This is a genomic window from Candidatus Wallbacteria bacterium, from assembly GCA_028687545.1.
Taxonomy (GTDB): domain Bacteria; phylum Muiribacteriota; class JAQTZZ01; order JAQTZZ01; family JAQTZZ01; genus JAQTZZ01.
In genome coordinates this window covers 12,689-25,819 of record JAQTZZ010000014.1, presented here as the reverse complement: position 1 = coordinate 25,819, position 13,131 = coordinate 12,689, and the positions used below count along the sequence as shown (strand labels likewise).

The following is a 13,131-nucleotide window of genomic DNA, read 5'->3' as shown; positions in this document are numbered from 1 at the left end:
AAAGTTAAATAAAGTCCTGCTTCAGCAGGACTTTTTTATTACCGCTAGAATTCCGCTGAGAAAAATCAGGATTCCGGATTTCAGAAGCATCTCGATCTGGTATTCCGGTACTTCAAAGGGTGCCGGAGCTATGCCATGCAGCGAGCTGTCAGGACCTGATTCGATTCCATGGGATTCTTCCTGCATGGCCAGCTGATCTTCCAGTGTATCATTGCCTTCTATCCCATTTGTTGAAGCCAGCAGTTTCTCATGATCCGCCCGCAGCTGATTTTTTATTATCAGCTCGATTTGATCATAGTTCTGGCTGATTTCATTGATCGGAATAGGATTGATGCCGGCCTTTTTCAGAAGACCGGCGAATTTCTCAACGTCATTATCTTTCAACAGGCAGGAGATAAAGTAGAGCATTCTTAAATAATTTTCCGGAATATAAAATGTTCCCGGATCGTTGCGCTGCGGATACAGTTCAAGTGCGGTCCTGAAATTGAGCTTGGCATGGTCCAGGTCGTTCTGATACAGGAACTGAAGATTTCCCAATTCTGAGTATAGCTTGTCCAGATCAGGGTTGTTTTGATTTGCGGCAATGCCCTGGTTGAGAAAATCCTCCGCTCCCGCCAGATCGCCCATAAAGCTGAGAAGCTGGAATGAGCCCACGATGAAGGCATCCAGCCTGGACGGGTTAAGGTCCGCCACGATCCGGCAGAGTGAGATTATCTCTGCGGGGTCAGTTGCCGCAGCGTGATGATACTGGTCCACCTTGAGCCAGAGCAGGTCGGAAATGAATTCTCTGGTATCGCGATAGAAAAAGGAAAAAAAATAGGTATCATAGTTGAGATCCGTCACTTTGGCGAGGGGTAACTGCATGGCACAGACAAACAGCAGCGAAAGGCAGAACAGCAAGTACTTCATAATTCCCGGTGATCGATCAGCAGACCGGCCAGGCTGATCATGAAGGAAATGTAAGCGATGGTATAAAGCAGCAGATACAGCCAGTAAAGCGCGGGAATCGCCAGCCTGTGCACTACCGGACCTTGCAGGTTGTAGTATTCCAGATTGGGCAGAACATATGCTGCAAGATTCAGAATTTTTGAAACTAAGCTGCCCTGGGCGGATGCGAGGCGAAGGTATTCATGAAAGTTGGTCAGAAAATAAATCAGGCAGCCGCCGGTAAGCGAGATAACAGTATTGCCTGACAGGGAAATCAGGATCAGGATGGAGATCCAGACCAGTGACTTGAACAGGAAAAATGGCAGGAGGGAGAGGATAGGACCAGGGGAGATGCCGGAAAAAGCGGATAAAAAAACTGCCACTGCGAAACTGTATGCAAAAAGGAAGATGGCTGCTGCCATGGCGATCCCCCCGAATTTCCCCAGCAGATACTGGGTCCGGGAAATTCCTTTGGAAAGCAGGAAATAACATTTTTTCAGCCGGATATCTTCAGGGATTTCCAGACACACCAGCAGAAGGCAGCAGGCGAAGAGCGATACGCTTTCCAGCGAAAGCGTAAGATCGGAAAGCACTTTCTCGGGAATGTCAGGGGCAATTCCTTTGAGATAGAAATAAAAAAGGACGTAAAATGCCAGCAGGGAAATTAACACGAATCTCAGGTTTTTTTTCCAGAGGCTGAGCAGAGTGAATTTGGCGAGCGCCAGAGTTTTCATTTTCTACCTACAATCTCGATGAAATGTGATTCCAGATTGCCGATTTCCGAAGTTTTCAGGTTGGAAACAATTGTTCCCTGATCAAGGATCACTACCCGGTCGGCAATCTCCTGTACTTCCAGCAGCTGGTGGCTGCTGAAAAAAATGCTTTTCTTCTTCCCCTTCAATTGAATCAGGATTTCCTTGATCCTGATCCTTCCGATCGGGTCAAGTGCGGTCATCGGCTCATCCAGGATCAGAAGATCCGGGTCTGAAATCAGAGTCTGGGCAAGGCCGAGTCTCTGTTTCATGCCGCGTGAAAACTGGCCGACTGGGCGGGTTCCGTCCTGGTCCAGCCCGACGAATTTCAAAAGATCAGCAGTGGAATAGGCAGTTTTATCTGCAATCCTGCTGAGGCCGTCGAGAAATTCACTTGCTGTCAGTTCATCCCAGAGAAAGGGATTTTCCTGCAGGAATCCGATTCTGGAAAAGTCCGGCTTGCGGTTCTCGAACAGCTCGATAATCCCGTTGTCCGGACGCAGAAATCCCATGATCAGTTTGATGGTGGTACTCTTTCCCTGCCCGTTCTTGCCGAGAAATCCCACTATTTCCCCGTCCGACATCTGAAGATTCAGACCGTTAAGGATTTTCCGGCTACCGTAACTCTTGTGAATGTTTTTCAGATTCAGAATGTTCATCTGAAAAAATAATACTCCAGCTCTTGCGGTTTATCAATTCTGGAGGAATGAAGATGAATCTGATAAAATCAGAAAATCATGGAGCAAAAGACCTCAAATCTGATTTTCTATGAAGCACTCTTCTGGCTGGTAGGATTTGTCGGAGCAACCTTCATGACTTTCGGACCGCTTTTTCTGGATAGATGCGGTTGCAAGGGTGAAACGATCGGACTTTTTTTCACCCTCTCCTCTCTGGCTGGCTTCGTATCCATGAATGTCTGGGGACCGGTGTTCGACCGATTCCCGAGAGCCAGGGCTTTTGTAGTCTTCGGTCTGGCAGCCGACATCGGGATTCTGGTCGGGCTGATCCGGTCCCGCGATCCCTATTTCATGATCTGCAGTTTCAGCCTGATCATGCTGCTGGAAGCTTTTTTCCCTGCCGCCCAGGCGGCGATCACCTTTCTTTTTCCGGATCAGAAGGGCCGGAAACTCGGACAGTTATTCTGTTTCGAGTCTGCCGGATTTGGAACTGCCTGCCTGGCAGGAGTAATAATTTTTGCAGCCGCGGATATCCTGGAGATATTTCTGATTTTCCGCTTTGCGCTTTTTATTTCCGTGATTCTGCTGGTACTGTCAATTTTTGTTCCCCTTGTCAACTGGGTTCGGATTGAGACTTTGGAGAAAAGAAGTCTGCTCGGTCAAATCGCTCTGTTGAAGAAAAACAGGCAGATCGCCTGGTTCGGAATGCTCCTCTTCTGGGTGGCAATCGGAAACAGTATGTTCTTCGCTTATTTCAGCGTTTATTTCAAGCGGGTCTGTGGCGGGACTGAGAGTATGCTGGGAATTTCGCTGTTGCTTGCCACAATTTTTGGAGCGCTGGTCTATCCTTTTTATGGCTGGCTGGGTGACAGGCTGGGTCCCAAGTTCCTGCTGAATCTTTCCGCTACAGGATATTTTCTTGGATTCGCTCCGATGATTTTCATCAGAGATCCTCTCCTGGTGATCATAATTTATTCACTCCCCTTTTATCCTGCCTTGCGGATCGCAGGCAACCTTTTCGTCAGCAACCATACAGAAGAGAGCGAACGCGGGACCGGGATCGGTCTGATCGAATCCCTGCACGCGCTGGGAATGGTGATTGCTCCCCTGCTCTCCGGAATTCTGGTACACTTTTTCGGTTATGCTTCACTCCCGCTTGGCACCACACTGTTTTTTTCGGTTTATTACCTTATCTACATCGCAGGCAGAAGGCATCTGACTAAAATGGTGTGATTAGAAACTGCAGGTCTGATATAATTTTGAAAACCAGTTATTCATTCCATCATTTTATAATGGGTGGAAAATAGAACAATGTCTCCCACTTCGGGGGGACCAGGGAAAGTTGAACTAATGTCCCCCACTTCGGGGGGACCAGGGAAAGTTGAACTAATGTCCCCCACTTCGGGGGGACTTAAGAATCCGTAAAATCCTCGCTGCACTCGGATTTAACGGCTTCTAAAGGAGGTTGAGATGCGGAAAGTCGTGGATTATTTCGTTCCGGAAAACCCAAAAGAAGCATTGCAGCTTCTGAAACGTCATGAAAAAGCCAGAATTCTGGCCGGCGGATCGGGGATCAATGCCGAAAAGAATGGCGAGTATTCCCTGATTGATTTGAAAGAATGCGGCTTGTCCTATATCAAAGCCGGCAAATCCGGAGTCCGGATCGGGGCCATGACTACAATTTCAGAAATACTGGGGCATCCATTTTCTTCAAAACTCGGCACTTTTTTTGTGCATTCGCTTGCTACAACCGGCCACGCAGTAGTCAGAAACCAGATCACGATCGGCGGGTCAGTTGCTTCTATGCTTCCCTGGTTCAACCTGGCTACACTGCTGCTGCTTCTGGAAGCTGAATTAAAGCTGCTGGGCCCGGGCGGTGAAGAAAAGATCAGCTTCGCGGAATACACCCGGAAAAAAATCCACGAGTATCTGAAAAACCGTTTGATCGTCGAAGTGATTCTGCCGTCAAAGGCTCTGGGGGACTGGAGTTTTACCAGACTGGCCCTGACGGAAGTTGATTTTGCTCCCCTGTTTGTGTGCAGCAGGCTGTCCTGGAAAGGGAAAAATGTCGACTCTGTGAAGATTGCCGTCTCGGGCTGCACAACCCGGCCGATGCTGCTTCCAAAGACTGCGGCTGCTTTTTCAGCCGGATTCAACGAGAAAGCCGCGGATGATGCCGGAAAAACTGCCGTCAAAGAGCTTAATGGCAAGATTATTTCAGCTAATCTGAATTTTCCGTTAGAATACATTGTACAGATCCTGCCCGCTTTCATCAAATCCAACCTGGGAGGTCTGAAATGCTGATCGAACTCCAAATCAACAATGAACTCTGGGAGATGGAAATCGAGCCCGGCACCATACTGATCGACCTTCTGCGTGAATCCGGATTTGCGAGCGTCAAGGACGGCTGCCGGGAAGGAGAATGCGGAGCATGTACAGTGCATGTGAACGGCAAGCCGATGAACAGTTGCCTGTTGCTTGCCGCCCAGGTGGATGGCTGCGTTGTGACTACGGTGGAAGGTCTCGGAAATCCTGATTTTCCTCATGTCCTGCAGGAAGCCTTCGTGGAATGCGGGGCTGTACAGTGTGGATTCTGCATCCCAGGCAAAATCATGTCGGCCAAAGCCCTGCTGGACAAAAATCCTGACCCGAGTGATGCCGAGATCAAGCAAGGCTTGAGCGGAAATCTCTGCCGCTGCACTGGTTATGTGAAACAGGTGGAAGCTGTGAAGCTCGCTGCCTCGCGTTTGCGGAAAGCCGGTCTGAAGAAAGGGAGGAAACAATGAAAAAAAAGGAATTCAGAGTTGTCGGTAAAAGCGTGCACAAGATCGACGGTCTGACTCTTGCCTGCGGCCTCCCGAAATTCGCGGAAGACATGCCGTTCAAAGATCCGCTTTACGGGAAAATACTCGCCTCTCCATTCGCGCACGCGATTATCAAGGAAATCGACACTTCTAAAGCTGAAAAACTCGCAGGCGTGCATAAAGTGTTCACCTATAAAAATGTGCCGAGGCATGTACATACCACAGCCGGCCAGGGATATCCGGAACCGTCCCCTTATGATACATTCATCCTGGATAAAAAAATGCGTTTCGTAGGGGACCGCGTGGCTGCGGTTGTTGCCGATACCCCGGAAATCGCGGAGCAGGCCTGCAGGCTGATCAAGGTCAAGTACAAAGAACTTCCAGCTATACTCGACCCGCGGAAGGCGCAGGACACAGGCGCGCCTGTAATCCATGACGAACCAGAAGCCTATCATCCGATCAGCGCTAAATACGATCCTAAACATAATCTGGCCGCTGAAGTTAAAGTCTGTGCTGGAGACCTGAAAAAGGGTGAGAAGCAGGCCGATGTGGTGATCGAAGATACTTATTACGCGCATTACGCCCAGCATTGCCCGATCGAGCCGCATATCTGCTGCGGGGAGCTGGATCACAACAACAGGATCCTCCTTTACTCCAGCACGCAGGTTCCTTTTCATGCCAGGCGTATTACAGCGCAGGCTCTCGGAATTCCCCTGAAGCGGATTCGCGTGGTCAAGCCCAGGATCGGTGGCGGATTCGGCACTAAGCAGGAAGTGCTGCTGGAGGATCTCTGCGCCCTGATGGTGCTGGAAACGAGAAGGCCAGTGATCATGAAACTAACGAGACCTGAGGAATTCATCTCCCGCACCAGGCATCCCATGTACACTACCATCAAGGCTGGAGTGAAGAAAAACGGGGATATCACTTTGCTGGACATGCGCGTACTGTCCAACACTGGAGCCTATGGCTCACATGCACTTACAGTGATGAGCAATGCAGGCTCAAAAGTGCTGCCGCTTTATCCCTGCGACAACGTGAATTTCCATGGCCAGACTGTTTACACGAATCTGCCTGTCGGGGGTGCATACCGCGGTTATGGCGCTACCCAGTCCTATTTCGCCATGGAATGCATCATTGACGACCTGGCGTGCGCGATCGGCATGGATCCTGCCGAATTCAGGCTCAGAAATCACATCAAGGAAAACCAGACATCCCCGATCTTCAAGGCTCTCGGCGAAGGCAGGGAAGGCAATGAAATGTACATCCGTTCCTGCGGCCTCACCGAGTGCATCAAGCTCGGCATGCGCGAGATTGGCTGGAAGGAAAAGCGGAAGAAGAAAAACGCAGGCAGATTCCGTCGCGGAGTCGGCATGTGCGCACTGATGCAGGGCAGCTCGATCCCTGATATCGACATGGGCGCCGTATTCATCAAGATCAATGACGACGGGTCTTTCAACATGAATCTGGGCGCTACAGACTTAGGCACAGGCTCAGACACGATCTTCGCCCAGATGGCTGCGGAAGTGCTTGGAGTGGAGCCTGAGGACATCATCGTCTATTCTTCCGACACTGACATGACTCCTTTTGACGTCGGAGCCTACGCCTCTTCCACGACTTATCTCTCAGGCCAGGCTGTGATCAAGACCGCCGAAGGCATTCGCGATCAGATCCTGAACGTGGCCAAGGAAATTCTGGGTCTGGATACGACTAAAGGCATGAGACTGGAAGGCAAGGCAGTGCATGTGAAAGGATTTGATCCTCTTCCGATTTCCGAGATCGCCTGCCATTCGCTTTACTCGCACAACCAGCATCAGATCCAGGACGCCAAGTCTCATATCACCAAGGTTTCGCCCCCGCCCTTTTCCGCTCATTTCGCGGAAGTCGAAGTGGACACCTGGACAGGGCAGGTGAAAGTGCTGAAATATGTGGCTGCCATTGACTGCGGCACAGCCATCAACCCGCAGCTCGCTGAAGGCCAGACTGAAGGTGCGGTGGCAAACGGCATTTCTTACGCCATGTGGGAGCAGTTCGTGTTCAACGATAAAGGCAAGGTGCTGAACAACAGCTTCGGCAATTACCACATCATGCGCACAGTGGACATGCCTGAAATCAAGACGATCCTGGTGCCGACCTATGAGCCGACCGGCCCCTTTGGAGCTAAATCAGTATCCGAAATCAGCATCAACGGCGGCCTGCCTGCGATCAGTAACGCCATTCTCCACGCCACAGGCATAAGGATGAAAGAAGGTCCCTTTACGCCGGACAGGGTTTACAAAGCGCTGAAAAAAGCGAAGATCGTATAGATGTGTCCGGGGTCTGGTCGATCCCGCAAAGCCAGCCCCAAATCCGACCTGACCCCGTTTCAAGGCAAAAGAAAAAACAACTTCAAGGGAGGATGTCATCCTCCCTTGAAAATCCCTCCAATCAATGGGACTCCGTCCCCTTGAAACCCCTGGCGGGGAGTTCCGGGATTGTGCTTCTATCAAGTTTCGTTCTTACCACATGTTTGATAACAGAAATGACTCTCTGACTAAGAAAGATTCCGCGTTTTTACCCAAGATTTGGAGCTACCCTCTCAACCCCTGACATTTTTCGAAAGCGGCTAACGGGGAATTCAATAAAACTGCAAGTTGCTTATAAAATGGAAATCCCCTCCGGAGAGGGGATTTCCGCGATCTATCTCAACCGATGTTTACACTTTTTCGTTCTTGAGACCCCTGAGGTATTCCTCCAGGTCTCCGATCTCTTTCTTCAGCCTTCTGATGGCGAATTCCTTGCTGCAGCCGTTGGAGGCTTCCACCACTACAAGCTGGGCTTTGAGATCCGCAAGCTTGGCCTCGGTTTTCTGGATCTTCTGCTCCAGCGTCAGTTCTTCGCGGTCGCCTTTATCTTCGACCATGTTGGCTATGCCGTGATAATTGACGGTTTCTTCCTCGCCACCTTCTTTGTTCACGAATTTGACCGAGTATTCAAGGTTGATCTGGTTGCGGGGGGCACTGGGATTTGTCCATGAAGCAGCGTCGATCAGGATGTCTGCCGAGACTGCCCTGAACTGGGGGCCCTTGTTGAAGAAGGTGCGATTGAAACCTGCCAGCAGTCCGGAAAGGGCATCTGCGAGATTCCTGTCTTCCACTGTAAAGCTTCTGGGAAGTACCATGATGTGGATGCCAGTCTGAGGTTCGATGAAGGAGACATTGCCTGAATCAAACTGCACAGCGAGGTGGACTGCATTTTTCGCTCTGACTGTGTCGAGCATGAATTTGAAGAATTCTTTTTCCGCCGCTTCTGGGCCTGCAAGCCTTGCTGAGCAGTATTCATCAGTGATCCGGAAAATGTCGCGCACTGTTTCACCGTTGACGGTTGGTGCTGCTGCGTAAAGGTTCCCTGCGAGTAAGAGTGTGGCAAATGCCGCGATAGCCAATCTGAGATTCATTTTTCCTCCCTGCCTTGACAGGATGTTTTTGATCTCTTCTGCGCACTGAATTGGATTGTGGAGTGTAGCGATACTCGCTTACTGAATATTAAGCACTTGAATTCACTAATAGGATACAGGGAAAATATTGGATGTCAAGAAAAATAATAAATACCAGTCACTAGTGGTCCGCCACACTTAAATTTGTGTTTTCAGAAACATGAGATCGAGACAGATTCGCGAAGCGGCGACAAGGCAACCTGGGCTGGTTGCCGCGACAGCCGCGACAAAGAAGCTGGCCGATATCATGTTTCATCCCTCGTTGACTGCCGGGTGGCGGCGATCCGTCTGCTGCGTTGCGGTTCGTCGAAAATGCACCACATTTTCTTCCTCACCGCGCCTTGCATCCGAATCCCGGGCACTCCAGCTGAAATCACAAATTTAAGCGTGGTGGACCACTAAATTGATTCATTCTTTTCTACATAATTTCTCAAGCGCTCGAATCGGTCGAAGGAATCGCGGTAGCTGACATCTACCCTGCAGATCTTGTCATACATTTGCATGGCATCCTCGAAAAGGCCGGCTTTTTCGAAGGCTTCACCAATCAGATAACATAATTCCTTCAGATCAGGAGACATCCCGATCTCGTCGAAATTCGTGATTTTGTATTGTTCGTTGGCGAGATCGAACAAACCTTTCCGCAGATAACTGAGAATCAGCAGCTTGCTGCTGCGATGCTGCATAAAGGTGTCTGGGCTGAATTTAAAGCATTTCCTGAAGAAAGCGATGGCCTGGTTGAGTTCCCCGCTTTTAAACAGTTCCTTGCCTTCTTCGAACAGATTTTTGACTTCATCCACGGAAAGTTCACCGACCTTAGAATCAGAGGCGTCCACAATCTGATTTTCACGCAGCTTGATTTTTTCCCGCAGTTGAGAGATGTATTCTCGGAAGGCACTCCGGCCCGGATTTTTGTTGGCCATTTTCTCCAGATGCGCGAGCAGCCAGGTGATTTTATCTTCCTGTTCACAAATATCGGCGACAATCATGAACAGTTCTTTTTCTTCAGGGATCTTTTCCAGCAGCTCCACGCCGAGGTTCAGAGCCTTTTCATGTTTTTGCAGGTTGTAGTATCCGCGCAGCAGGATCGGTTTTATCTGCAGCGCCAGTTTCTCGTCCTTGTTGAATTCGAGATAGCGCTCATAAATCTCTCTGGACTTGTCGTCAGATCGTTTTTCCTTGAGAGCCAGAATCGTCCACAAGTGCAGAACCTCAGGGTTGGCCGGCTCCAGACGGTAAAGTGTCTCCAGAATCAGAGGCAGATCGTTGCCGAAAGTCTTGTTCCATTTTTCAAAAAGTTTTTCCCCGGAAGAATTGAAAAACTTTACGATCAGGTGCAGGAGTTCGATGTTGTTGGGTTCTTTCTTGATCAATCTGGCGTATTCGTAAAGGGCTTCGTCGGACAGAATCTCTTTTTTCAGGAAAATTTTCGCGATCAGGGAGTGGCTCTGGATGTCATTCGGATCTACTTTTATCACATTTTTCAGTGCGGTCAGGGACTTTTCATAATTTCCCTGCTGAAAGTTCGATTCAGCCCAGATTCCATAGACAGACTTTGTTTCTGAGGGAGACAGAGGCATTTTTTCAAGCTTCCGATACAGATCGCTCACTTCAGAAACTTTGCGTTCTTCAAAGGCAGACTGTAATTTTCCGAGCAGTCTTTTTTTCTTGAAAGGTCCTTGATTGAAAAGGAACCAGCCGCCGCCTGCCAACCCTGAGGTCAGCAGGATCAAGAGAAAAATCCAGCCGCTGTTTTTACGCAGTTTATAATAAAACACTTTGCTTTCCAGGGTGCGCCTGAATTCGGGGTGTTTCACCAGCTCCACCGGCAGGGTCATGGCTTTGAGAAAGTATTTGAAAGCCTGATCGTTTTTCCCGGTCTGTTCGCAGGAAAGACCGGCATAATAATAAGCTTCTACTGCTATAGGGACTTGTTCGAGCAGAAGATTGCTGGTCCTGATGCAGTCATCCCAGCGTCCCAGGTTGTAATAAGAGCGGAGAAGAAGACTGTAAAAAGAGAGGTAATCCACCAGATTCACTCGGTTTTTGTCGATGATTTCCTTCTGATATTTTTCTACAGTAAGGTTGTATTTTCCGTCCGCGAACCAGGCTACACCCATGTTCAAAGCAAGAAGGGCTTCAGATGCCTCGCGCTTGAGCTTTTGAACTTCAGTGATTCTCGCAAGGATTTCCTTATTGTTCGGGAATTGCTCCTGTGCCTTTTCGAGCTGCTCCAGAGCCTGGATGTATTCCTTCCGTTCGATGAGGCGCAGAGCATTTGTAAAGTATGGGGTGTCGATAATTTCCTTGGTTTCCACCTTGGGCCTGCTCTCCTGCTCCTTCTCCCTCATTTTGCTGATGGTGTTCAGCAGCTGGAAATATTCCTGAGTTTCAGGTTCAAAACCGAAAGCCGCGGTGATATTTTCATAAGCTCTTTGCAGGTCTTTTTTGTCTCTGAACAGCAGTGCCAGAATATAATAGGCCTTGGCTGTAGTCTTCTTCAGACCAATCGCTTCTTTCGCGAATTTTTCTGCTTTGTCAGGGTCCCCGATCTTGTAATAGACTTCAGCAATTTTGGCTGGAATCATCGCTTCTGAAGGATACTGGAGATAAAATTTATTCAGCTGATTGACAAATTTTTTCAGAGAAGCCTGAAGTTTATCGTTATTTTCCTTGGCAGGAAAAATTTTATAAAGCAGTTGATAAGTCGACGACTCCCGCTCATAATCTTCCTGGAAGTCGTATGTTTTGGCGAGCTTGTCGTAGGCGTTTGCTTCCCGGTTGTTCTTGCGGATTATGGACTTGTATTCTTTAGCTGCCAGATCATATTCCTTGTTGTTCAGGAATGTCTCTCCACGCTTGTACATCTCATCAATCGTGTATTCCTGGGTGATCGGCTGGGCAATTTCCTTGAGAGTGTTCCCTCTGATGGAATCGCTGGCTGTTTCATCATTCGCCTCAGGTTCGCTATCAGCGGGCTGGGCGGAATCGCCTTCTGTGTCCACGGTGTTGACTATCTCATCCGGGCTGTTGACTTCATATACTTCCACAGAATCATCCGCGAGGAGCGGCAAGCCTGACAGACAGACAAAAATGAGAGCATAAAGAATCCGCATTCTTTTAAATCCCTCTGTCAGTGCAGACTAACATATTCGACCATCTGCTATTCCTTGATGAGCTTACCACAGCCAAGGCAATATTCGCTGTCGATCGGATTGAGATGTGCGCAGTTGGGGCAGATGTAAAAGTTGCTGTCTTCCTCTTCCTTTTTCTGCACGATTTTTTCTGCATATTCGGTTTCTTCGCCCTTTCCGATGATCTTGTTGGCGAGTTCCACGAAACGGGTGAACTGGGAAAACTTGACTTTGCAGTCTTCATAGTAATGCTTCAGTTCTTCGTATTTACCCATTTTCTGATGGGATTCAACATTGATTTTGTGCAGGTCTTCGTCGTCGAGGAATCCTTTCTCAATCAGGGCCTTGCAGCACTCGATCGCTTTCTCATACATAGCGAAGGTAAAATAAATCTTGGCCAGTTCCCGCCTTACTTCCTGCTTATTCGGGAAGAAGCCAAGAAATTTTTCATAGAGCTCCATCGCTTCTTTCGTGCTTTCATGTTTTCTGATAAAACGGGTGACTATCAGTTTGATGATGTCTTTGTTGTCCGGTTCGACCTTGAGGTATTTCCGGTACACCGTCAATGCGTCGTCAGTATTCAATTCTTTGCTCAGGTAATACTTTGCGAGAATGCCGCAGATTTCCATGTCAGTCGGGAAGTGCTTGAAGTAGAGCTGATATTCCTGTAAAGCTCGCTCGTGGGTGGCGTTTTGCTTGAGAAAGAGCCGGGTGAGCTGGGTGTGGGCGGCGTCGATCGTATTATCGTATTTGAGAGTTTCGGTCAGAGCCTTGGTGGCCTGGGGGAGTTTACCGAGGTTAGTATAGGCCATGCCGATCTGTAAGTTGATGTCTGCCAGATCCTTCATCTGCAATTCCTCTGCATAACGTGGGTTTTCCATGATCTTCTTGTAATAGTCGATTAGTTTCTGCCATTTTTTATCGTTATAGAGATCCCTGCCTTTTGAAAGATAGGCATCTTTGGTGGGTTTGAAATTGATCAGTTCCTGTAGAAATTTGAAGAGCCAGGGAGCCGCGATCAGGATGATGATGCCGAAGATGAAATGGTCGCCGTACCGCTTCCAGAATAGTTTCTGCTTGGCGTTGGTCCAGGCTGTCTTCGCTTCCCTGTGACCAGCGTCGAAGTCCAGCACCTTTTCCGAAAGCCGGATCACTTCCTCCCATTTTTCTTCCTGCTCAGCTTGGTACATCTGTTCCAGGGTTTCGGTGAGCCAGTCTTTTTTCTGCTTCTTTTCCCGGTCTTCACCGATCGCCAGGCCTTCGAACTGCTTCCTGACTGTTTCAACATCTGCTTCGGTAGTTGCCCGGCCTGGTGTTGGAAACAGGAGCACCAATGCGCATATCATTTCAATCAGGATGTTCATCATC

Annotated in this window: 10 protein-coding genes; 4 read left to right on the top strand and 6 right to left on the bottom strand. The window is 48.9% G+C overall.

Annotation, left to right across the window (positions count from 1 at the left end; all coding sequences use genetic code 11):
• Positions 1 to 21: 21 nt before the first annotated feature.
• The 3 genes from PHW04_08165 to PHW04_08155 are packed head-to-tail and all read right to left on the bottom strand — an operon-like array spanning position 22 to position 2,338.
• Complete coding sequence (locus PHW04_08165) at positions 22 to 909, bottom strand: hypothetical protein (GenBank protein ID MDD2715850.1); 888 nt, start codon at positions 907 to 909, stop codon at positions 22 to 24.
• Positions 906 to 1,661, bottom strand: a complete 756-nt coding sequence (locus tag PHW04_08160) for a hypothetical protein (GenBank protein MDD2715849.1) — start codon at positions 1,659 to 1,661, stop codon at positions 906 to 908. Before PHW04_08160 ends, PHW04_08165 begins: the two co-directional genes overlap by 4 nt.
• Positions 1,658 to 2,338 carry an ABC transporter ATP-binding protein gene (locus PHW04_08155; protein ID MDD2715848.1) on the bottom strand — a complete coding sequence of 227 codons (681 nt, stop codon included), beginning with the start codon at positions 2,336 to 2,338 and terminating at the stop codon, positions 1,658 to 1,660. Before PHW04_08155 ends, PHW04_08160 begins: the two co-directional genes overlap by 4 nt.
• Positions 2,339 to 2,416: 78 nt before the next feature.
• Between PHW04_08155 and PHW04_08150 the strand changes: the two genes are divergently transcribed.
• From PHW04_08150 to PHW04_08135, 4 genes are all read left to right on the top strand, one after another.
• Positions 2,417 to 3,589 carry an MFS transporter gene (locus tag PHW04_08150; GenBank protein MDD2715847.1) on the top strand — a complete coding sequence of 391 codons (1,173 nt, stop codon included), beginning with the start codon at positions 2,417 to 2,419 and terminating at the stop codon, positions 3,587 to 3,589.
• Between the two features lie 237 nt (positions 3,590 to 3,826).
• Positions 3,827 to 4,660, top strand: a complete 834-nt coding sequence (locus PHW04_08145; GenBank protein ID MDD2715846.1) for an FAD binding domain-containing protein — start codon at positions 3,827 to 3,829, stop codon at positions 4,658 to 4,660.
• Complete coding sequence (locus PHW04_08140) at positions 4,654 to 5,142, top strand: (2Fe-2S)-binding protein (protein MDD2715845.1); 489 nt, start codon at positions 4,654 to 4,656, stop codon at positions 5,140 to 5,142. The genes PHW04_08145 and PHW04_08140 overlap by 7 nt, the downstream gene beginning before the upstream one ends.
• Positions 5,139 to 7,463, top strand: coding sequence for a molybdopterin-dependent oxidoreductase (locus PHW04_08135; protein MDD2715844.1), 2,325 nt, complete (start codon positions 5,139 to 5,141; stop codon positions 7,461 to 7,463). Before PHW04_08140 ends, PHW04_08135 begins: the two co-directional genes overlap by 4 nt.
• A gap of 389 nt (positions 7,464 to 7,852) precedes the next feature.
• Here PHW04_08135 and PHW04_08130 read toward each other — a convergent pair whose 3' ends face one another.
• The 3 genes from PHW04_08130 to PHW04_08120 form a co-directional block, all read right to left on the bottom strand.
• Positions 7,853 to 8,593 (bottom strand): hypothetical protein, encoded by a 741-nt coding sequence (locus tag PHW04_08130; GenBank protein MDD2715843.1) that lies wholly within the window; start codon positions 8,591 to 8,593, stop codon positions 7,853 to 7,855.
• Positions 8,594 to 9,030: 437 nt separating this feature from the next.
• Positions 9,031 to 11,745, bottom strand: a complete 2,715-nt coding sequence (locus tag PHW04_08125; GenBank protein ID MDD2715842.1) for a tetratricopeptide repeat protein — start codon at positions 11,743 to 11,745, stop codon at positions 9,031 to 9,033.
• Positions 11,746 to 11,792: 47 nt separating this feature from the next.
• Positions 11,793 to 13,130, bottom strand: coding sequence for a hypothetical protein (locus PHW04_08120; GenBank protein ID MDD2715841.1), 1,338 nt, complete (start codon positions 13,128 to 13,130; stop codon positions 11,793 to 11,795).
• Position 13,131: the final 1 nt, after the last annotated feature.

Excerpts from the sequence above, each read along its gene's own strand:
- PHW04_08165 (MDD2715850.1), bottom strand. The coding sequence starts at position 909 with ATGAAGTACTTGCTGTTCTGCCTTTCGCTGCTGTTTGTCTGTGCCATG.
- PHW04_08160 (MDD2715849.1), bottom strand. The coding sequence starts at position 1,661 with ATGAAAACTCTGGCGCTCGCCAAATTCACTCTGCTCAGCCTCTGGAAA.
- PHW04_08155 (MDD2715848.1), bottom strand. The coding sequence starts at position 2,338 with ATGAACATTCTGAATCTGAAAAACATTCACAAGAGTTACGGTAGCCGG.
- PHW04_08150 (MDD2715847.1), top strand. The coding sequence starts at position 2,417 with ATGGAGCAAAAGACCTCAAATCTGATTTTCTATGAAGCACTCTTCTGG.
- PHW04_08145 (MDD2715846.1), top strand. The coding sequence starts at position 3,827 with ATGCGGAAAGTCGTGGATTATTTCGTTCCGGAAAACCCAAAAGAAGCA.
- PHW04_08140 (MDD2715845.1), top strand. The coding sequence starts at position 4,654 with ATGCTGATCGAACTCCAAATCAACAATGAACTCTGGGAGATGGAAATC.
- PHW04_08135 (MDD2715844.1), top strand. The coding sequence starts at position 5,139 with ATGAAAAAAAAGGAATTCAGAGTTGTCGGTAAAAGCGTGCACAAGATC.
- PHW04_08130 (MDD2715843.1), bottom strand. The coding sequence starts at position 8,593 with ATGAATCTCAGATTGGCTATCGCGGCATTTGCCACACTCTTACTCGCA.
- PHW04_08125 (MDD2715842.1), bottom strand. The coding sequence starts at position 11,745 with ATGCGGATTCTTTATGCTCTCATTTTTGTCTGTCTGTCAGGCTTGCCG.
- PHW04_08120 (MDD2715841.1), bottom strand. The coding sequence starts at position 13,130 with ATGATGAACATCCTGATTGAAATGATATGCGCATTGGTGCTCCTGTTT.